Genomic DNA, 20,199 nt, shown 5'->3' on the forward strand with positions numbered 1-20,199 from the left:
AGATCTCGATGAACTTCGATATCGACTGCCTGCGCTCGTTTCTAGTCATCGCCGACACCATGAGCTTTTCGCGCGCGGCGGAAACCGTCGGTCGCTCCCAATCGACGATCAGCCAGCAGATCGCGAAACTCGAAACACAGGTCGGCAAGGCGCTGCTGACGCGGCGCAAGGGCCGTGTGATCGAACTGACCTCGGAGGGCGGCAAGCTCGTGCAATATGCGCGGAAGATTCTGCTACTCAACGACGAGGCCTATGCTTCGATGTCCGATGATGTGCTGGCCGGTTTTGTTCGTCTCGGCGTGCCACTCGATTTCTTTGGACGCGATTTTACGACATGGCTGGCGCGCTTCAAGAACAAGCATCCGATGGTGGGACTGGAGGTCGAGGCCAATCAGTCCGAAAACCTGATGAAGCGGAGCATGCGCGGCGAGTTCGATCTCGCCTTCTTCAAACAGGAAACCGGGGCAGGGAACGGCATCGTGGCCTTGCGTGAACAACTGGTCTGGGTCAGCGGTCCGAATTACTCGGGCGACGACAACGAGTCAGTGCCGCTGATCCTATTTCCCGAAGGCTGCGCCTATCGCCGCTTCGCCATCGCCGCGCTGAAGGACCACGAGCGGTCCTGGCATCTCAGTTTCGTCAGCCCGAGCTTTGAATGCCTCAAGTCAGCGGCGGTGGAGGGAATGGGGATTACCGTCCTCGCCCGAGCGCTGGTTGCGCCGCCACTGCGGATCGTCCGTCACCGCACGCGTCTGCCGCAGCTGCCAACGGTGGAATTGGTCTATTCTCAAGGCCGGCGCAGCAATTTGCGAGTCGTCAGCGAGCTGGCTCTTTATTTGGCGGATAGTTTGACCAATGCGAGGCCTGGGAAAGCGGCGACCTTGGCTCTGCAGCAATAAAGATGCTAGGCTACGAACGCAAGAACCGTAGCCCGATCAAACTATAGTGCATTGCATGCGAACGAACGCAAACATTGAACTCGACGCCGGCACCAAGACGTTTGCTTCTGGCCTCCTGCCGGATTTGATAGCCACGTTGCGCCGCAGCCGTAAGGGCGATCTCGTGGCCGTGATCAGCGGCGATCCAAGTATCGGCCCCGAGCTCGATGCATGGTGTCGCTTCACCCGCAACAGTTTGGTCGGCACAGCAGTCGAAGACGGCCGCACCAGATGGGTGCTGCGGTACGGAGAGGCCCCTGAGAATGTGGGAGAAGATCGGCTCGTCGGCTCTCGCCTATGGCTTTACACCAACTTCGACTGCAACTTGAGCTGCGACTATTGCTGCGTGCGCTCGTCACCCAAAGCTCCGCGGCGGGCGCTTGGTATCGAGCGGGTTCGACGGATCGCTGTCGAGGCGGTGGAGCTCGGCGTGAGCGAGATTTTTGTCACCGGCGGTGAGCCGTTCCTGCTGCCGGATATTGGCGAGATCCTTGCCGCCTGCGCTGCGGCTGCGCCGACCACGGTCCTCACCAACGGCATGCTGTTTGCCGGACGTCGGCTCGAAACGCTGCGCGCGCTGCCGCGCGAGCGCGTGACTTTGCAGATTAGCCTCGACAGTCCAACGCCGGGGCGCCACGAGAGCCATCGTGGAATGGGGACATGGGCCCGCGCCTGGAAGGGGATCGAGCGGGCCGGCGCCGAGGGATTCCGGGTGCGACTGGCGGCGACAGTGTCGACTGACACGGAGGCCGAAGAATTCCGCGGCTTTCTTGACGCCCATCACGTGAGCGAGGAGAACCGTGTGATCAGGCGAATTGCCCTGCGGGGCTCCGCCGCACAAGGCCTCGCCTTGGCAAAGGCAGACTTGATTCCTGAGGTGACGATTACGGCGGAAGGCGTGTTTTGGCATCCGGTCGGAGCTGAGGATGACGATCTGCTGGTCAGCCGCGAAATCTTTCCACTTGCCGAATCCTTCGCGGCCGTGCGCCGCGCCTTCGAGCGCGAACATGAGCATCAGCGCCGGTTGGCGATGATTTTCAATTGCGCCTGATAAAGGGCGGCCGGGTTTTGGCGCGTTAATCTAGGCCGAAGGCTGCGTCAAAAAGCCTTGGTGTGCCGATGCCTTTCGCAACTCGGCATACGCCGCAAGCTGCGGCGCAATCCATTGATGCAGCCCTTCTGCCTCGAGCACAGGCCGATGCGCGGGGTTGTCGTAACTCATCCCAAACAGTGCTTTGGCAAACTGCTGCTCCAACGAGGGGTCGAGATCCGAACGAGCAGTAAACATGCAGTGATTAAAAGGCGGCGAGGTCCAGATCTCCGTCAGCGCGCCTTCCGGCACCAGACGCTCGGTACGCACGGCATTCCAGAAGGGGCTGCCGATTGTGCCGGCATCGGCGCGGCCGTCGAGCACCGCGCGAACGACGTCGGACTCGCTTGTGCCCGTGTCACCATGCTTGCCGAGGTCGGTATCGAAGCGCAGCGTCCGGTAGTCTTTCCCCTCAACCAGTCCCTCGTGCTGCAGAAAATAAACCGGAAGGATTGCCGCATGGCCGCTGTCGCGGCTGCCGAGGGCCAGGGTGCGGTTTTTGAGATCGGCAAGCGTAGCGACAGGCCCCCCGGTGACCGCGACGATCTTGCTGGTCCAGCCCACATCAGTATCGCGCATCGCGATTGGTCGGCAACGGTGGTCGCTCCAGGCATCGGCCTGGATATAGGCGAGGTTCGTATTCCATCCGATGTCGATGCGCGGCAGCGGCTCACCGGGCATCGCGAGGAGGGCAGCGACCTGCGCCTCATAGCTCTGAAACAGCACTACCTCGACGGGTAGACGCGCCTCCTCGTGAAAGTAGCGTCGCATGCCCTCCCAGATACTGACCACCTTCGGATGGTATGCGACGGCACCTAACCAAATCGTTCGGCTCATGATTGCTTCTCGCCTATCAAGCTCTACGTCCAATTGTAATCAATCGCGATCCGAGCGCTGCCAGCGGCGCAGCGCTTCCTCACTCAGAACAGCGGCATTCCCAAAAGTGCCTTGCCGATGAACTCGCGCAGCACATCGCCCGTCGGCGCCATAACGGCGCCCGCATGGGCATCGCGGAACAATCGCTCGATGGCCATATGCTTGGAAAACGCTGCGCCTCCGCACACCCGCATTGCCGCCGAGGTGACAGCGATTGCAACATCACCTGCCGACGCCTTAGTCTCAAGCACGCGCAGCATGGTGGTATCTCGGGGACGCTCGAGGTGATCGACGAGATCGTCGATCCGCGCCGCGAGCCCATCAGTTTCGATCTGCATCGTAGCAAGCTGCGCGCGGAGCGTTGGCAGGCTCTCTCCAAGGCTCTGACCCAAATGCTCGAAGCGAGCACTCTTGAGATGAGACACGGTCCCCGCCACCGCCGCCCGGCAAAGGCCCAGCGCGACTGCCGACGTTCCGAGGCTGAACAACGGAAGCACGATCTCCAGCATCGCCTTGAAGCCGGCGCCGTCATCGGTCAGCTGCAGACCGGGCGCCACCTCGCAATCATCGAGCATCATCGGCGCGGAAGCGTTGGCGCGCATCCCAAGACCATCCCATGGGCCCGCGACCGATAGTCCGGCCGTGCCGCCGGCGACGAGATAAAGGGTCGAATCCGTGGGAGTCTCACCTTCAGGAGCCAGCGCAGAGACAACATAGCTTTGCGCATAACCGGCGCTCGTTACCCATGATTTTTTGGCCGTGAGGTGCACATTTACAGCGTTGCGCTTTGCTCGCGATACGGGCGCCCAGAAGTGGCTGCGCGATCCGGCTTCGCTGAATGCCAGGGTGGTCAGGTGCTGTCCGGCCGAAATGTCCTTTAGCGTCTGCGCGACCGTGGCACCCGGACGGGCCGCCGCAATTGTTGCGGTAGCGCTCACATGCATCAGGTAAACCATCGCGGCGGACGCGTCCGCCTCCGCGAGTGTCGCGATGACGGCCGCCAAGGTTCGCGGTCCCAGGGCCGAGCCACCCACCTCCGGGGGCAGCATGATCCCCAGCAATCCGGCCGGACCAAGGGCCGCGATTGCCTCGGACGAAAATCGACCTTCCTTGTCGTTTTGCCTGGCCGCTGGCGCGAGAATGCGATCGGCGATTCCTTTGGCATTCGAAACTGCGATCTCGTGATTCATGACGACCTCGATAACTAAGCGCTGCCTACCTCGTTCGAAATTGCCGAACCCGCCTGCTCTTGATGCTCCGGGACCCGCACCATCGGATCAACCTAGCCAGCTTCGGGCACGGCAAACGATGGCCGCTCCGGTGGCGGGTGCGGGCACTGGGTCGTCGATATTTTTAGCTACTACGGCCTTCAAAGTCATCTTGTTACATCACTCGAAGTTTATTTTTTCATGACGCCGACCAGAGCTTTTCTCGTCCGAGCCGCAGCAAGCGGCCAGTGCTTGCTCGCTGTCGAGGAGGACGCTACCAATGGCCGGGGACTGCAAAAACGAGGCTTGTCTGGTGATGGCGGTCAATGACGGCGGGGTCCCGCCCATCCTCGCGCAGAAACATTACGCCCTCCCGTCGGCATTTACGCCGGAAAATCTGCTGCGCGAAGCGCGCAGGCAAAAGCAGATCGCACGCTCCGGCATCCCCGATATCTGCGTCCTCGACCCTGACGGCGACATATTGCGCAGCCTCCTTGCTCGTGGCGAGGCCCGGCTTGAAGCGGGATGGGCCTGCTATCATACCCAGCTCTACTCCTTCAGCCGCGGTGGCTTGGATTTCGGAATTGTCGGCTGCGCCGTCGGCGCCTCATTCGCGGTGCTGATCGCCGAGGAGATGTTCGCATCAGGCTGCAAGCTACTGATCAGCGTCACCTCCTCCGGACAGATCGTGCCGATACGGCCGCCGCCATATTTCATCACCATCGAACGCGCGCTGCGCGATGAGGGCACCAGCTATCACTATATGGCGGCGTCCGACTACTCCCACGCCGATGCCGGATTGATCTCGGCGCTCAAGGGCGCATTCGAGGAATTTCCCGTCCCGGTCCTCGCGGGCGCGACGTGGACAACAGATGCGCCGTTCCGTGAAACCCAGCTGGCGATCGATGCGATGGTCAAAAGGAATCTTATGGCGGTCGAAATGGAAGCCGCCGCGCTCTATGCGTTTGCGCAGGTCCGACAAAAGCCTGTGCTGTGTTTTGCACATGTGACAAATCAAATGGGACGGATCGACGGCGATTTTGAAAAGGGCGAGGCGGACGGTAGCCGTGACGCGCTGCAATTGATTGCGATCGCCGCCAAACGCCTGCGGTCCCGGTTCCTGCGATGAGCGTCGCGGCGATCGGGATCATTTGCAAGGCGCCGCAGCCCGGCCTCTCAAAGACACGGCTTGCGACGGCCATTGGCGCCGAGGCCGCTTCCGAACTGTCCGCGTGCTTTCTGCGCGACGTCGCCGTAGCAATCGAGGGGGTACCGGAGGCGCTCGGCAGGCGCGGCTACGGCGTTTATGCTCCGGCGGGAGCGGAACACAACATGCGGCAGCTGCTTCCAGCTGGGTTCGAGCTGCTGTTACAGGCTGGCGACGATCTCGGGCATGTGCTGCTTGGCGCGGCGCGTACGCTTCTCTCCTCCGGGCACGACTGTATCCTGCTGGTCAATGGCGACAGCCCGACCCTGCCTCCCCGTTTTCTGGTCCAGGCTATTGAAACCCTGCGCGAGCCCGGCGACCGGATGGTGCTCGGGCCAGCGAGCGACGGCGGCTACTACCTCATCGGGCTGAAACATCCGCACCGGCAACTATTTACGCAAATCGCATGGGGAACGGACACCGTAGCTCGCAGCACCTGCGAGCGCGCTGCCGAAATCGGGCTTGCCACGACGCTGCTTCCGGAATGGTACGATGTCGACGACCTCAAAACGTTGCGTTGGCTGCAGGACGAATTGGCGGGCCATTCGACCCGCTTTCGTGCTGGCGGATTTGCTCCGGCGAGCCGTGCCTTTCTCAGGGCCGCGCCCGAGATAAACCCATGACGCCAACGCCGGGGACTGTTGCGAGGCACTTTGGCCGACTGGCGCGCTTCGCCGACAACGCGTCTCCGCAGCTGCGGTTGGCCGGCATCGGTGCCGTCCTTGCCGCCCTGACCCTTGTAACCCCCTTCGCCTTCGAGACCGCCGGTGACAATGCCTACATTGCTCTGACCATCTCCGCAGGTCTGCTGACGATCGCGGCAACTCGCGTGGTCGAGCGCGTACCGCCGTATCGCGCGCTATGGCTGATCTTTGGACTTGGAATCCTGCTCAGAGCCTATCTGCTGCTATTCAACCCTCTACTTTCCAGTGACATCTATCGCTACGTCTGGGACGGCAGGGTTCAGGCTGCCGGCATCAATCCCTACCGCTATTTCCCTGCCGACCAGGCACTGGCGTTTCTGCGCGACGCGGCGATCTTTCCTCACATCAACCGGGCCGATACTGCCGTCACCATCTATCCTCCGGTGGCGCAATTTTTCTTCTTCATGGTCACGCGGATCGGTGAAAACGTGACCACGATGCGTCTCGCGATGCTGGGCTGCGAGTTCGTCACCGTTGCACTGATCATGCTCCTGCTCCGGCGCATGAGCCGCCCGGTGACGCGCGTGATCGCCTATCTCTGGCATCCGCTGCCCTTGTGGGAGATCGCCAACGGCGGTCACGTCGATGCGCTCATGGTTGCGCTGATGCTGCTCGGCATATGGATTGCCCTGACCGGCCATGCGCTGCGCGGCGCCGCCTTGATCGCGTTTTCGGTGCTGGTAAAGCCATTTGCGGCGCCGGTGCTCGCCGGGATCTGGCGCCCGTGGGATTTCAAAATGCCGCTCGTTGTGATCGCCGCCATCGCGCTTTGCTATCTTCCCTATTTATCGGTCGGTTGGGGCGTTCTCGGATTCCTGACCAAAGGCTATCTCACGGAAGAGGGGATCAGTGCCGGCTACGAGCTCTGGCCATTGTTGCTCTGGCGGCTTGTGTTTGGCGAGCATCGGGGGGATGTTGTCGGCTACGCCGTGCTGGCCGCGCTGGTCCTCCTGTTCGTGGGGCTCTCGGTGGCCCGCCGCTCTGATCGCACCATCGCCTCCAGCCTTGCCGACATCAACTTGCTGTTACTCATCACCCTCCTGTTCCTGTCGCCCAACTATCCCTGGTATTTTCTCCTGGTTACGCCGTTTGTTTCCCTGGGTGGCTCCCCGCCAACATGGGTCGTTTCGATCGGAGCACTTCTGCTGTCCGAACAACTCGATTGGGATTTCTACATCCCAAGAATGGTGACCAAATCAGTTCTGTTCGGGGGCCTCTTGCTGGCCTGGGCCTGGATGGCCTGGAGGAGCCGCATGCAGCGGGTCGCAGACGCGGGGGCATCGCCATGAGCTCTTCCGGGGAAGCACCGGGCTCGCACATCGATCCGCGCCGCTATCACGAGTCGGTCACGGGCGAGCGCACGGAGGTCGCCCAACGTCCGCCGGTCTGCCTTTATCTGGAAGTGACCAACCGCTGTAACCTGCTGTGCACGACCTGTCCCCGCACTTACGAGGAGCTGGAACCGCCGGCAGACATGAGCTGGGAGCTGTTCGCGTCGATTGTCGACCAGGTTCCCGATCTCGCGCGGGCGGTTCTGCACGGCGTTGGCGAGCCGATGCTGGTCGCAAATCTGCCGCGGATGGTTAGATACCTGAAAGACCGCAGCGCTTACGTCCTGTTCAACACCAATGGAACGGTCCTCAGTGAGCGCAACGGCCGTGCGCTGATCGACGCTGGACTTGACGAACTGCGGGTGTCGCTCGACGCGTCAACCCGCGAGAGCTTCAAGGCGATCCGCGGCAGGGATTATTTCGGCCGCATCCTCCGCAACGTGCGTGCGTTTCGCGAGCTGCAGGAGCGCGAGGGACACACTGCGCCGCGGGTTTCGGTTTGGCTTACTGGCCTCAGAGAGACCGTCGAGCAACTTCCTGCATTTGTCCAAGTTGCGGCCGAGATCGGTGTCAAAGAGGTCTACCTGCAACGGCTGGTGTTTTTCGCCGAATCCGCCATTGGCAAGGCACAGCCGGATCAGGCCCTGTTCGCGCGCCTGACGCAGGAAGAGGCGGTCTATCTGAAGCAGGCCGAGGATCTGGCGCGCTCCCTTGGCGTGACCTTCAGCGCGTCGGGCGCAGCGAGCGAGCCGGGCTTAAGCCTGAAAGGCAGCGGTGACGGTTCGCCGTGGTCACTTTGCCGGCGGCCGTGGTCGTTGATGTATTTCACAGCCAATGGCCGGGCCTTGCCGTGCTGTATCGCGCCGTTTTCGCAACACGGTTACGACAACTACACGCTCGGCCATGCCGGGCACCAGTCCCTGCACGACATCTGGAACGGGAGCGCGTATCGGGACTTTCGTACGGCGCTGCTTTCAGAGAAGCCACCAGAAAGCTGCGCCAATTGCGGCTTGCGCTGGAGCCTGTGAGCGAAGTGCCCGTCGTCTCGGCGGTAATTCCGTGCCTCGACGAGGAAACAGCTATCGGTAAGGTCGTGACTGCGGTGCTGGCACAGAATGTGAGCGAAGTCATCGTTGTCGACGGGGGCTCGCGAGACCGTACCGCCGAGCGGGCAGGGGCCGCCGGAGCTCGCGTCATTGTCGAGCCGCGCCGCGGCTACGGTCGTGCCATCCAGGCGGGCATTGCCGCTGTGCGGGACGATGCCGACATTCTCGTCTTCCTCGATGGCGACGGCAGTGATTCTGCGGAGTTCATCTCTGATCTGGTGTCGCCGATCACAGCCGGACAAGCCATCTTCGTTCTCGGCTCGCGGGTACGTGGTCCACGAGAGCCCGGCAGCCTGGCGCCACAGCAACTCGTCGCGGCCCATATCGGCGGGCTCCTCCTGCGCCTCGTCTATGGTGCAAGCTTCACTGACCTGTCGCCGTTTCGCGCTATCCGGCGGGATGAATTCATACGCCTCGGCATGAAGGAGCAGACCTATGGCTGGAACCTGGAAATGCTGATGCGGGTCGCGGCCGCCCGCTTGCCGGCACTGGAGATCGCGGTCGGGCAGCGGTGCCGGATCGGCGGGGTATCCAAGGTCTCCGGCAATCTCGCCGCCGGCATCAAGGCGGCCTGGTCCATCGCGGCGACGTTTGTTCGCCTCGCGCTCGAGCTGCGACGCCAGCCACCCTCCACCATGTGATCAGCGCGTGCCGGCACGATCTCCACAAGCAACGATGTCGCGGGGAGATTTTCGACCAGCTTCCTCCGGTGGAGAGAACACCGCCAGGTATCCGCCATCGCCTGCGAGCTGATGTGTGGCGATCTCGCGATAGCCAACCGCAGACAGTTCGCAACGCAGGAGCTCAATTGGCGTGCCATGCTCCGACGTCGGACGCTCGAGGTCGACAATTCCGACCCACGCGCCTGGTTTCAAGGCGGGCGCGAGATTATAGAGGAAGGCGTAAGGCTGGGCTATCTCGTGATACATGTGCACGAGGATAGCGGCATCGAGCGAGGAAGCGGGCAGACGCGGATCGTGTGGTTCGCCGAGCGCGAATTTGACGTTAGTGAGCTTCAGACGCTCCGTTCGCTTGGCGAGTTCGATGAGGTAATTCCGCGTGACGTCCTCGGCGACGACGGAGCCGGTGGAGCCGACGAGAGGCGAGAGCCGGACCGTGTGGTAGCCGCTGCCCGCACCAATGTCGCCGACCGTCATGCCTGGCTTCAGTTCAAGAAGACGGGCGATCTCACCGGCCTCATTCAAGGAGTCGCGGTGCTCCTCAGCGGAGCGGCTTGGGCTGACGATCTGCGCAACCGGGCGCTGGGGTGAGGGGAATTCCTTTGCCGGGGCCCCGGGCGGAGCCAGGTAGCCGATGTCGGCGGCGTATGCCTGAGTTGCGCCCAGCGCCACAATTAGCGCCGCTGCGCGGGCCGGTGCCATCATGTGCCTGCCAAGCATGGGGGCGGAGTCCGGTTTTACGACCGATGACCACTAGAGCGCGGTGAGACTAGGCTGAATCGCCATCGCGCTCTAGATTCTTGATCGAGCATGATCTCTTCGGAAAACCGGTATCCACTTTTTCCGGATCATACTCTAACCCGAGATGTGGAAGAACCAGCCGATCAGGCCTTTCCCGTCGCGCACAGCGGGGACTTTGCGGCGCAACCAGGCATCAAGGCCGAGACTGCGGCCGGTACCCTCGACCACGAACAAGAACATCAGCAAAGCCAGGAACATGTAGGTCCAAGGCCACTCGGACGGATTGCCATAGAGGCCGATCCAGAGTTGCAGCGTATAGGCGAGGGCCAGCACGCCCACGAACCGCACCGCAAGCCCAAGCATCATCGATCCAGCGAACACCAGCTCGGCAAGAAAGACGATCGGCCCAAAGATCCTCATGTGAGGCAACACGACGTCCTTCATGAAGGTGCGATGAAACTCGAAAGCCGCGTTGGTCGATTCCTGTTCGGTCCAGTATTGCAGACCGTCAGACACCGGCAGCGGCAGTTTCCACAACATGCCCTGGAACCACATGCAGCCGATCAGGACTCGGACCAGCCAGACTCCAAGGTGCCGGCCTGTGCGTTGCGCCGAATCCTCCTGCCAATTCCGGAACGCCACGGCAGTGCCGGCGAGCAGCAGCGCCCAGAACAGCACCAGGATCAGATAGCGCCAGTTTCCCTGATGGAGATAATCAGTCGTCGTCGCGGTCAGGAAATGCCAGACATCGGTGAAGGGATTGGTGGGCATGTGCGGGTGCTCCCAAGAATTGAATAGTTAACGTACCCAGCGGCCAGCGGACAGGGCGCATCGCCGCGCGAGCGATCGAAGGGGGCGCCGGCCTGGTAGAGCTGATTTGACGTTCACGACCCTCTTTCCGCAATTCCTGCGCCGCGAACGTCCAATCCAAAACTCCACCGGCCTACTACGGCGTAGAGCGTACAGTTGTTACGCCAAGCACCGGCATCACTGCGCGTTGATCCAGTTTTTTGATCCCGTCAGTTTGACCGACACATCCGAAAACCAAAGCCGAAAGGGCTTTCCGTCCAGCGTTCCGTGATGATCCATCGAGATCAGGAGCGGCCCAGCCTTCTTGTAATCCGTATAGTTTGCCATCACGAGCTTGGGTGGCGGGGTCGGAGCGCCACGGTGGTAGACGATCTCCTGGATTCGCTTGTCGGTGCCAATGTAGAGGTCCCAGGTGTCGCCGGGTTGGTAGCCACCGTCCGAAGGGTATTTCGCCACGACCCGCTCAGCGGAACCGTCGCCGACGGGCAGTTTCTGCATGCCCTCATCAGTCACCGGCACCCCGTCCCATAGGACGTGGAACGCGAGCAGCAGCCAATACTGATCGTTGGAGAATGCCGGATCGACTTCTTTCTTGGTGTCATCGCTTTGGCTGCTGAGCTGCGAGCGCTGATAGTTAGCCTTTGCCAGTTTGCCTTCCTTATCCTTTCCCTCGTAAGAGATCGTGTCGGTCTTCGGGCTCCATTCCCAAGAGCGAGAAAGCTTGGCACCAGGAAATTCTGCATTGAATTTGTAGCGGATTGACTCGATTTTCCCGAAGGAATCAAGGCCGTAGGTCTTGGCGATTTGTTTGGCAATCGGTAGGCTCTGCTGTGCCTCCGATATTTCAGGGAGGATCAACAGCATGCTGGCGGCGACAAGGCCGATCATATTGAGCCGGCTCATTTCACGGAGAGTCTGAGTACGAACACCGCTCATATCGAACTCCTTAGGCTTGGGTACACTTGCGTTGACTGAGCTAACGCTCGGTTTTCTAGATAACGTTCGCACAGAAAGCTGCAAATTGTCCGTTGTGTTTTGTTAGAGGTTTTTGATGCTGTGGCACAGCCGAATGAGGGAACACCGACTAAGTGATTGATTCACTGGTGGGACTCGAACCTGCAATCAGACCGTTTTGAGCGGCGGGATAACGATCGGCTTCGTTGATTTAGCTGTCTTTTTGTTTCAATCCGATCGCGTTCATTGCGCTTCGGTTGGGTCGTTTCTGGTGCGAAACTGGTGCGGTCACGCCTGCTCGAGCAGACGAGCCGGGATTGACATCCGTAGGTCTCCTTCGCCGAACTCTCTTCACGATGATCATCAAGCGGATCGACTTGGCCCTCTCAAGGCTGAAACAGGGGTTCAATTCCCCTAGGGAGCGCCAATGATTTCAATAACTTAATCACTTCGTCGCCTCTCTTCTGCCTCTAGGTAGAGGACGATTGTATTCCCCGGGCAAAAGAGCGCCTGCCTACAATTACCGATCTTTTGGCTTTCTTGCCGTTTTAGTGCGCCTCGGCGAGCCCGCCAGCGATTCAGGGAGATCGCGTCCAGCTACAACAAAGTGATTCTCAATTTTCTCCTCAACGCCATCGAGGCGATGAGCGGAATGAGCGAGCGATCTCGGGAATTGCTGATCAGCACCGCAAAAAGCGACGTTGGGGTTGTCGGCTCGGTGTGGGATTCAGGTCCGGGGGTTTGACAGCCCAAAGTGTCGAACGGTTGCCAAAGTCTCTTTACACTACCAGGCTCGGCGGCTTGGGGTTGGGGTTGTCGATCTGCCCCTCGAGCACAGAAGCGCATGGCGGAAGCTTGTGGACGAGCGCCGATGAACCGGAGCCGAATTGCAATTCACATTGGCAGCGTAGCAGATGCATACGGTCCACGAAAGAAACACCGCATTTTGGCTAAAGCTATGTCACGAACCAAAAAGACGACCAAAAGACGCATCGCTATGCTCCGAGTTGTCAGATGAGGAGCACGATACGGTGGTCAGAACCCTTGAAGAAGAACTCCTGAAGAAATAGCGCGGGCGATGATCACCGGCGAAGGGCCCATGTCCGCGCGGGTTGTGACTTGTAGCGGACGCGCGGTCGGAAGCGGCGGGTTTGTTCGAGAAGTAAATCTCCGATCGAAAAGCAGTGCGAAAATGAGCGCGCTTATGAACACCGAACTCAATTCATTTGTGGGCAAATTACGTCAGTCTAGTCTACTCATGACGGACCTCGATTACCATGTCGTACGCGCCGCGATGATAATCATGTATTTCTTCTTCGGTTACCAGAAATGGTGGCCGTACGAGGCCGAGCGCCCTGTTCCCTTCATCGGCAACAGTCCGCTGATCTCGTGGCTGTACCTTGTGTTCAGCCACCAGCAGGCCAGCTGGCTTCTCGGGGTATCCGAATGGACCTTCGGCGCGCTACTGCTCGCTGGTTTCTGGGACAAGCGGCTGGGCATCCTCGGCGCAGCCGGTTCGACTGTGATTTTCATAGTAACGGTCTCGACCATTCCCTTTACGCCCGACGGTTGGGATCCCGTAGCCGGATTCCCGGCCATGACTGGCAATGTTCCATTCCTGATGAAGGATATCGTGCTGCTTGCAGCGTCGCTCTATCTCTTGAAGCAGGATCTTTTTCGCGTGACGCAACGATGAACAGGAGTCTCGCGGCTCTCGCGCTTTTCGCCAAGGGCACGGCCGGCCCTAACCAAACCGGCCGGGCGAACGAGTTAACAGAGATAGAGTGGCTATGGTGACCCAGGAGGTTCAACTCAAAGAGCTCGTGCGGCCAAGTGGTCGGTTGACGTTGACATTTCGGGCCTCAATCACCCTCGCGGTGATGGCGTTCATCATTGCTTTGGCAGCCCTGCTAATTGCTATTCAGGTCCGGGCTCTTCATTGGGCAACGAAGGAGGCTGCATCCGCCTATATGGACGCGACGAGCACGAAGGCATCGGGACGCCTTCAGACGGAGATAACCGCCATAGCGTCGTTGGTGCGTGTGCTGGCGACTAGTCCCAGCGTAGCCGGATTAAAAGAGAGTGCCGAGACCGGCCCGGCGATCGCCCTATTGAAGGCCTCATTGCAGGAACTACCCCAAATTGACAGCATCTGTGTCGGCTTTGAGAATGGCGCTTGGTTGCAGGTCCAGCGCATTAGTGACCTGAACGAGGAGCAGCGCGAGAGGTTACGCGCGACACCTCACGCTGACATTGCCATCAGTTCGATCCGCCCCGGCCCTCGGGGCGAACTGCCCATGCGACGCATTTTTGAGGACCAGCAGGGCAACGATGTCGGACAACTGGATCTATGGAAATATGGATACGACGCCCGTAAGCGGCCTTGGTATCACGACACGATCGAAGCCGACCAGTCGCTCGTCTCCTTGCCCTATCTTTCGCCTAGCATCGGCTCACCGGTGATTCCGATTAGCGCCCCACTGCGGGGGAAGGTGCCGGGCGTCGTTGCAGTCAATCTCAAGCTCGATACTTTCAGCGATTTCGTGCAAACGCAGCGGCCCGGAAAGCATGGCATCGTCTTGATCTTCGACTCTGCCGGTTCGCTCATCGCTCACCCCGATTTTGCACGACTCGTTGCCGGCGCGATGACACATCCGTCCCAACCGCAATTGCCCAACATCAAGGAGATCAACTCGGGGGTCGCAGCGGCTGCGTTGCGGGGAGCGCACGGCCGCGAGTATTACGATGGAGATATCCGTGACGACGACGGCAATGATTACCTGTTCAGGTTGGCAAATTTCCCTCTGGGCGAGCCGCACAGCGCGAGCATATTGTTGCTAGGAGCCCAAAGGGACTTTGCCCAGGATATTCGCAGGCTCCAGTTCACGGGACTAATACTTGCAACTATTGCTGCCGCTGCCTTTATTCCCGCCGTTTGGATATTTGGCAGCCGAATGTCTTTATCCCTGAAAGCTTTAACGGCTGAGGCCGTCAAGCTCCAAAATCTGGCTGAGCCTGCATCCAAACCGGTAGTATCACGTATCAGGGAAATTCACGAGCTAGGAAGTGCAATGAGCCTCGCGCAGCGCGCGGTATGGTCGTTCGCCCACTTTGTTCCCAAAAAACTCGTCCAGCGTGTCATCGATAACTCTATCGCTGTGGAGCTTGGCGGAGTCCGAGAGGAGATTACAATCCTGTTCAGCGACGTTCGGGATTTTACGGCCATCGCCGAGTCCGCCGATCCCGATGCTCTTATGCACCAAATGTCGCGCTATTTCTCGGCACTTGCGGAAGCGTTCCTCGCCGAAGGTGGAACAATCGACAAGTTCATCGGCGACGCGATGATGGTGTTCTGGAACGCACCCAATCCTCAGCCCGACCATGTTGAGCGAGCCTGCCGGGCGGCTGTTGCGGCCAGATTGGCTTGCGAAAAGCTCAATTCTCAGTTCGAAACTGAGGGTCTTAAGCCATTCTTCACACGGTTTGGCATTCACGCCGGGGATGCCGTGGTTGGAAACCTCGGCTCGACGGAGCGCATGAATTACACGGCTCTCGGGAATACGGTAAATCTCGCAGCGCGCCTCGAAGGTCTAAACAAGCAGTTTGGCACTACCATCCTCGTGAGTGAAGGCGTCTACCTGCGGGTTTGCCATTGCTTCCAGTTCAGATCCATCGAGTCAGTCGTCGCGAAGGGCATGACAAAGGCAACCCGCATTTTCGAGCTGATCGGGGCGTCGACGTGAAATCAACTTCAATGCTACGAGGTGTCTTGCCAAGATTGTTCGGTTTGTGGCTGGCGTCCGTCGTTTCAGCAGGTCACGCAAGCGAAGACACCATCGAGGTCGGAATTCTGCATTCTTTGTCGGGTACCATGGCGATTAGCGAGTCGGTACTTGAGAAAACCGTTCTCATGTTGCTCCAAGATCAGAACAAAAAGGGCGGCCTGCTCGCACGGAAGTTGGAGCCGGTAATAGTTGACCCCGCGTCCGATCCGGACATGTTTGCAAAAGACGCGAGGGAATTGCTTTCGAAGAAAAAAGTCGCGGTTGTGTTCGGCTGCTGGACATCTACGTCCCGCAAAGCTGTTCTGCCGATCTTCGAACGGCTGAACGGCTTACTCTTCTACCCGGTGCAATACGAAGGCGAAGAGAGCTCACGAAACATTTTCTATACGGGAGCGGCGCCAAATCAGCAGGCAATTCCGGCTGTTCGATATCTAATGAGCAGGGAAGGAGGCCAGGTCCGCAGATGGGTTCTGCTTGGCACCGATTACGTCTATCCGCGCACGACCAACCGAATTCTGAGCGCGTATCTCGCCGAAAAGGGCGTATCGCCAGACGATATTATGACTATTTATACGCCATTCGGCAATTCCGATTGGCGGGGGATCGTCGACAGGATCAAAGCCTTTGGTTCGGAGGGAAAAAAGACCGCGGTGATATCAACCATTAACGGAGACGCTAATACGTACTTCTATAGGGAGCTCGTAGCCCAACATGTGGACGCCAATGAGATTCCAGTCATGGCGTTCTCCATTGGAGAGCGCGAATTGCGCAGCGTAGGCATTGCTCCCGTCGGGCATTTGGCGGCCTGGAACTACTTCCACGCGGTCAACTCACCAGAAAACAAACTGTTCGTGAAAATGTGGGCTGACTTCAACGAGCAAGGAGACGTAATCACAAATGACCCGATGGAAGCCACCTTTATTGGCTTCAGAATGTGGGCGCAAGCAGTTGTTCAAGCGGGCACTACCGATGTGGATGCGGTCCGGCAGGCCATGTACGGTCAGAGAATCAAGGCGCCGAGCGGCTTCGATGTTGTGATGAATTCCAATCATCATCTTTCCAAGCCGGTCATGATAGGCAAAATAAATTCTTCCGCGACTCTTGATGTCATTTGGCAGTCAATCAATCCGGTCCGGGCCGAGCCTTGGAGCAGGTATCTCCCCGACAGTGCAAAGCGTACGGCCGATTGGACCTTTCCTTGGGTCTGTGGGGGCTGCATTGAACCAGCATTCCATGACTGGTGACGGTCCGATCTTTGGTGAGCTACGGAGCGAGCCTCGCCGTTGGATATTGTCAAGTAGAGGTCTGCAAAGGTGATCCAGTCGTGGGGAATAGGATGAGGAGGAACGACATTATGAAACAGTTGAACCAGCTTATTCTTTATGTTTCGAAAACCGCCCCGTTTCGGAGCGGTCTTGACCGTCATTTGATTCGTGCTGCAATGGTTTTTACGTTCTTTGCCTTCAGCATCCAAAAGTGGAGTCAGTACACCGCGGAGATGCTAGTTCCCTTGATCGGCCATAGCCCCGTCGTCTTCTGGCTGCTCCCAGCCTTCGGTGTTCGCGGCGCGGGCTTCTTCCTCGGGACGACCGAAACGATCTTCGGCTCTCTCATTTTTCTTGGCTATTGGAGCCCGAGGCTTGGCATCCTGGGCGCACTTGGGTCGATCGCAACCTTCATCGGTACCACGAGCATTATTCCTTTTCTACCCGATGGCTGGGCCAATGAGGCGGGTGGATTTCCGATCATGACCTTGCCACTCGGCTTCTTGATGAAGGACGTTCTGTTCCTCGCCGCTTCATTTTATCTGCTCAAGCAGGATCTGACACGTGCGGCGGAGTTAACACGCAGTTGATCGCGAGATCCAAGAAAAGAGCCCGTTTACCGAGCGAATCAGTAGAGTTTTCGATCCAACCATGCCTCGAACATCGGTAAGTTGGTTCTACCCGCCATACCTCGACGCCAACCGTGGAAGTGGCATGGGCCCTGATAGTCAAAAGCCGGAAACTGAGCCATCCCGGCAAGATCGGGCTGATCGACGTCGTGCACAACGTCCAGCCCACCGTGCCTGAAGGGCAAAGAGCCGGCGCAGCGCCGACGGTCAGCGTAGTTAGCCAAGCAGCGAGCTCTTCGATCGAGAGTTTCACGTCATCGCCAGGAAAGCCGAACTGTTAGCAGATAACCACTGTGGTCCAGCCTAATGGTGAGGAATGTTTGAATATTCCCTTTGCTGGGAAACTCCGTAATTGCAAAGGACGAGGCTGGGATCAATCTCGACGTAAAGCTGACGCCGGCTCCTTGAAGTCGAACAGGACTGATCTGCTCCGCTGAAATCGTTCGCCGACATCTCGGCAATGCTCCTTTCAGGGCTTGATGATCTGCGCTTCCGCGAACCTGCCTTTCAGTTACGGAGCCTTACCCGGTCGCATTGACCAACGAACACTCAACGATGAAGTCAATTCGCGACCGACGAAGAAATAGGCAAACGGATCAGTCGCTAACTGATTAGAGAATTGCACAAACGGAATCGGTTAGCTTACTGATAAGCGAATATGCAAAACGGAGTCAGTGATCGACCAATAAGCAAATCATACAAATGGAGTCAGTCGAATCGCTGATAAGCTTTCATACGAAACGGAGTCAGTCGGTGCACTGATAAGCAAAGTCGCGAAATGGAGTCAGTCGCAGACTGCTAAGCAAATACGTCAAAGCTTATCAGTTGTTGAATGAGCGCTTCTGGGCGCAAGGCGGCCTCAACTGCATCGCTATGCTCGCCCAACTCCGATACCATCAGCTTAGGCATCCGCGTCCTGGCGGCTCGTCGGGAAACTGTCCAATGATGGGCTCCTAGCGTTTTCCGATCGAGTCTAAATTGTGGCGCCACCGGCCGGTTTGAGGACAGCGCATGAAAAGCATCGTCGTAATCGGAACGGTTCTAGCTTAGTATGCTGCAATCAATGCCCAGGAGCAGCCATCGCGATAACCTTCACGTCGATGGCTGTCGCATTGGAGAACTAGGGCGGCAAATATCCAGACAAACCCGACGGCTCAGTCGACGTCGTCGAGGCGATGTATTAGAATTGTTGCTCCTGCTCATTTGAAGACGCCGAAAATGGCTCCCTCGCGCGCCCGTGTCCGTTTTGCGGTTGCAGCACTTTCGGCTGTCGGCGCGTTTCATGCCGTCGGGCATGCCGCGTCGCCGGTGCCCGACAGAGTGTCTCTCAGCGACTCGACGATTACGTGGAGTACCGTCAAGTACGCGACCAATGCGGAGAACGGATTCGTCAACGGGTCGCTCGACAAGAAGACCATCGTCGATCGCACGTTCAAGGCCCACGTGCTTGAGAACCGTTATCTGAAGGTAACGCTCCTGCCCGAATTTGGCGGGCGCATTCTTTCCATTATTTACAAGCCGACCGGCCACGAACAGCTTTATCGCACAGAAGTAGGCGTGCCTTACGGGATCAAGGGCGGCACTTTTTATTACGACTGGCTGATGGTGTATGGCGGCATCTTCCCGACGTTCCCGGATGCCGAGCACGGCAAGACGTGGTTAAAGCCGTGGGAGTTTAAGGTGGTAAAGGAGACCGGCGGTGAAGTGACGGTATCGATGTCCCTTAAGGACGATTTCGAGTATTCCGCGGCACCGGGGAAGTTTAGGAGGGGCTCAACGGGCATCGAGGCGACTTACTATGTCACGCTGAAAGCCGATCGCGCCGCGCTTGATACGCGTGTGGTGCTGAAAAATCCGCAACCCAAGACGATCACATACGAGTACTGGACGTGCGCGACGCTCGCGCCGGGATCGGACCCGAAAAATCCCAAAGCCACCGGCGGCGCCGAGATCATCGCGCCGATCCAAGCCTATAGCACGCCCGACTGGTCGGCCAGTCTGTCCGACGGCGACAAGAAGGAGGGCATAGGCAAGAGCCGTTTCGAAAAACTGCGCTACTTCAAGAATTGGCCGACGATGGGTATCGCCTACGCGGCGCCCAATATGCAGGCCGGCAATTTCTGGGGCGTGATCAATCACGACAACGAAGAGGGGATCATCCGCATCGCCGACAATACGGTCACACCGGGCCTGAAAATGTGGACGTGGGGATTTCCGTCGTTTACGAACGAAACCGACGCACGCAAAGACCCGAACCCACAGCGGCCTTACGTCGAATTATGGGCGGGCGTGTCGGACGAGTTTTTCCACAGCGCTAAATTTCCCGCACTGGGCGAAGTATCGATTCCGGAAACCTACAGCCCGACAGTCGGCATGAGCAACGTGACGCATGCAAACGAGAACATCCTGATCAATCTTTCGGCCGAGGCGTCCGGCGTGAATCTTCAGTTATTCAGTAGCGAACCGGCCACGCCGTTGCGCGTAATGTTGAAACGCGGCGACACCATATTGTTTAATGAAGGCGTGAAAGCCGACCCAAAAAACGGAAATCGCATTTCCGCGATAATTCCTGCCGGCGGCAACGGCGAACAGGTACAGCTGATAATCACGACTGCGGAAGGTAAGGAGCTGATCGCGGCCGAGACAAAAGTAAAATAAACTCCTGCCGGCACCCGTTTGCGGTGAACCGACGAATGAAAAGCAGCGCTGATCTGCAAAAAACAGGAAACTCAAGTGCTGTGCATCTGCTACTTGGCCACACCAAGCTGGAGAACTCTGTTCGCTATCTCGGGGATCGAAGTGGATGATACTCTGTCGATCTCAGGACAGCTCGAACCGTGAGCACAGCACGAGGGTCACTCTTGCGCGTGTGAGC

Annotated in this window: 17 protein-coding genes and 1 tRNA gene; 13 read left to right on the forward strand and 5 right to left on the reverse strand. The window is 58.7% G+C overall.

From position 1 onward, the window contains the following. Positions 1-8 precede the first annotated feature (8 nt). Both B5525_RS23730 and B5525_RS23735 read left to right on the forward strand, forming a co-directional pair. The gene (locus B5525_RS23730; RefSeq protein ID WP_079573713.1) at positions 9-899 is read left to right on the forward strand and encodes a LysR substrate-binding domain-containing protein; all 891 of its coding nucleotides are present in this window, start codon (positions 9-11) and stop codon (positions 897-899) included. A 163-nt stretch (positions 900-1,062) separates the two neighbouring features. Further along, entirely contained in the window at positions 1,063-1,989 is a 927-nt protein-coding gene (locus B5525_RS23735; RefSeq protein WP_197687835.1) for an Rv1681 family radical SAM protein, read from the forward strand. A 30-nt stretch (positions 1,990-2,019) separates the two neighbouring features. On the opposite strand, the gene B5525_RS23740 is transcribed toward B5525_RS23735, so the two are convergent. Together B5525_RS23740 and B5525_RS23745 are read right to left on the reverse strand one after the other, a co-directional pair. Further along, entirely contained in the window at positions 2,020-2,865 is an 846-nt protein-coding gene (locus B5525_RS23740; RefSeq protein WP_079568178.1) for a phosphate/phosphite/phosphonate ABC transporter substrate-binding protein, read from the reverse strand. 83 nt (positions 2,866-2,948) lie between these two features. After that, the gene (locus B5525_RS23745; protein ID WP_079568179.1) at positions 2,949-4,094 is read right to left on the reverse strand and encodes an acyl-CoA dehydrogenase family protein; all 1,146 of its coding nucleotides are present in this window, start codon (positions 4,092-4,094) and stop codon (positions 2,949-2,951) included. A gap of 298 nt (positions 4,095-4,392) precedes the next feature. Between B5525_RS23745 and B5525_RS23750 the strand changes: the two genes are divergently transcribed. From B5525_RS23750 to B5525_RS23770, 5 genes are all read left to right on the forward strand, one after another. After that, positions 4,393-5,241, forward strand: a complete 849-nt coding sequence (locus tag B5525_RS23750; protein ID WP_244567555.1) for a nucleoside phosphorylase — start codon at positions 4,393-4,395, stop codon at positions 5,239-5,241. Beyond that, a complete protein-coding gene (locus tag B5525_RS23755; RefSeq protein ID WP_079568181.1) occupies positions 5,238-5,942 on the forward strand; it encodes a TIGR04282 family arsenosugar biosynthesis glycosyltransferase in 705 nt (234 codons plus the stop codon). The genes B5525_RS23750 and B5525_RS23755 overlap by 4 nt, the downstream gene beginning before the upstream one ends. A 77-nt stretch (positions 5,943-6,019) precedes the next feature. After that, the gene (locus tag B5525_RS23760; protein ID WP_154073389.1) at positions 6,020-7,312 is read left to right on the forward strand and encodes a hypothetical protein; all 1,293 of its coding nucleotides are present in this window, start codon (positions 6,020-6,022) and stop codon (positions 7,310-7,312) included. Then, positions 7,309-8,382 (forward strand): radical SAM/SPASM domain-containing protein, encoded by a 1,074-nt coding sequence (locus B5525_RS23765; RefSeq protein WP_079568183.1) that lies wholly within the window; start codon positions 7,309-7,311, stop codon positions 8,380-8,382. The genes B5525_RS23760 and B5525_RS23765 overlap by 4 nt, the downstream gene beginning before the upstream one ends. Further along, entirely contained in the window at positions 8,379-9,101 is a 723-nt protein-coding gene (locus B5525_RS23770) for a glycosyltransferase family 2 protein (protein WP_079568184.1), read from the forward strand. Before B5525_RS23765 ends, B5525_RS23770 begins: the two co-directional genes overlap by 4 nt. Here B5525_RS23770 and B5525_RS23775 read toward each other — a convergent pair whose 3' ends face one another. The 3 genes from B5525_RS23775 to B5525_RS23785 all read right to left on the reverse strand — a co-directional run bounded on the left by B5525_RS23775 (position 9,102) and on the right by B5525_RS23785 (position 11,627). After that, the gene (locus tag B5525_RS23775) at positions 9,102-9,845 is read right to left on the reverse strand and encodes a class I SAM-dependent methyltransferase (protein WP_079568185.1); all 744 of its coding nucleotides are present in this window, start codon (positions 9,843-9,845) and stop codon (positions 9,102-9,104) included. 150 nt (positions 9,846-9,995) lie between these two features. Then, entirely contained in the window at positions 9,996-10,652 is a 657-nt protein-coding gene (locus tag B5525_RS23780; protein WP_079568186.1) for a TQO small subunit DoxD, read from the reverse strand. 216 nt (positions 10,653-10,868) lie between these two features. Further along, positions 10,869-11,627, reverse strand: a complete 759-nt coding sequence (locus tag B5525_RS23785; protein ID WP_079568187.1) for a hypothetical protein — start codon at positions 11,625-11,627, stop codon at positions 10,869-10,871. A gap of 375 nt (positions 11,628-12,002) precedes the next feature. Between B5525_RS23785 and B5525_RS44295 the strand changes: the two genes are divergently transcribed. From B5525_RS44295 to B5525_RS23810, 6 genes are all read left to right on the forward strand, one after another. Beyond that, a tRNA-Glu gene (locus B5525_RS44295) sits at positions 12,003-12,072 on the forward strand. A 777-nt stretch (positions 12,073-12,849) separates the two neighbouring features. Then, positions 12,850-13,341: a YkgB family protein gene (locus B5525_RS23790; RefSeq protein ID WP_244567556.1), complete on the forward strand. Its 492-nt coding sequence runs from the start codon at positions 12,850-12,852 to the stop codon at positions 13,339-13,341. Between the two features lie 94 nt (positions 13,342-13,435). After that, entirely contained in the window at positions 13,436-15,388 is a 1,953-nt protein-coding gene (locus B5525_RS23795; RefSeq protein ID WP_079568189.1) for an adenylate/guanylate cyclase domain-containing protein, read from the forward strand. An 11-nt stretch (positions 15,389-15,399) separates the two neighbouring features. Then, positions 15,400-16,674 (forward strand): urea ABC transporter substrate-binding protein, encoded by a 1,275-nt coding sequence (urtA, locus tag B5525_RS23800; RefSeq protein WP_079568190.1) that lies wholly within the window; start codon positions 15,400-15,402, stop codon positions 16,672-16,674. Between the two features lie 110 nt (positions 16,675-16,784). Then, positions 16,785-17,285 carry a YkgB family protein gene (locus B5525_RS23805; RefSeq protein ID WP_079573715.1) on the forward strand — a complete coding sequence of 167 codons (501 nt, stop codon included), beginning with the start codon at positions 16,785-16,787 and terminating at the stop codon, positions 17,283-17,285. Positions 17,286-18,542: 1,257 nt separating this feature from the next. Beyond that, entirely contained in the window at positions 18,543-19,982 is a 1,440-nt protein-coding gene (locus B5525_RS23810) for a DUF5107 domain-containing protein (RefSeq protein ID WP_079568191.1), read from the forward strand. Positions 19,983-20,199: the final 217 nt, after the last annotated feature.

Origin of the sequence: Bradyrhizobium erythrophlei, assembly GCF_900129505.1 — a bacterium.
In the GTDB taxonomy this organism is placed as follows: domain Bacteria; phylum Pseudomonadota; class Alphaproteobacteria; order Rhizobiales; family Xanthobacteraceae; genus Bradyrhizobium; species Bradyrhizobium erythrophlei_D.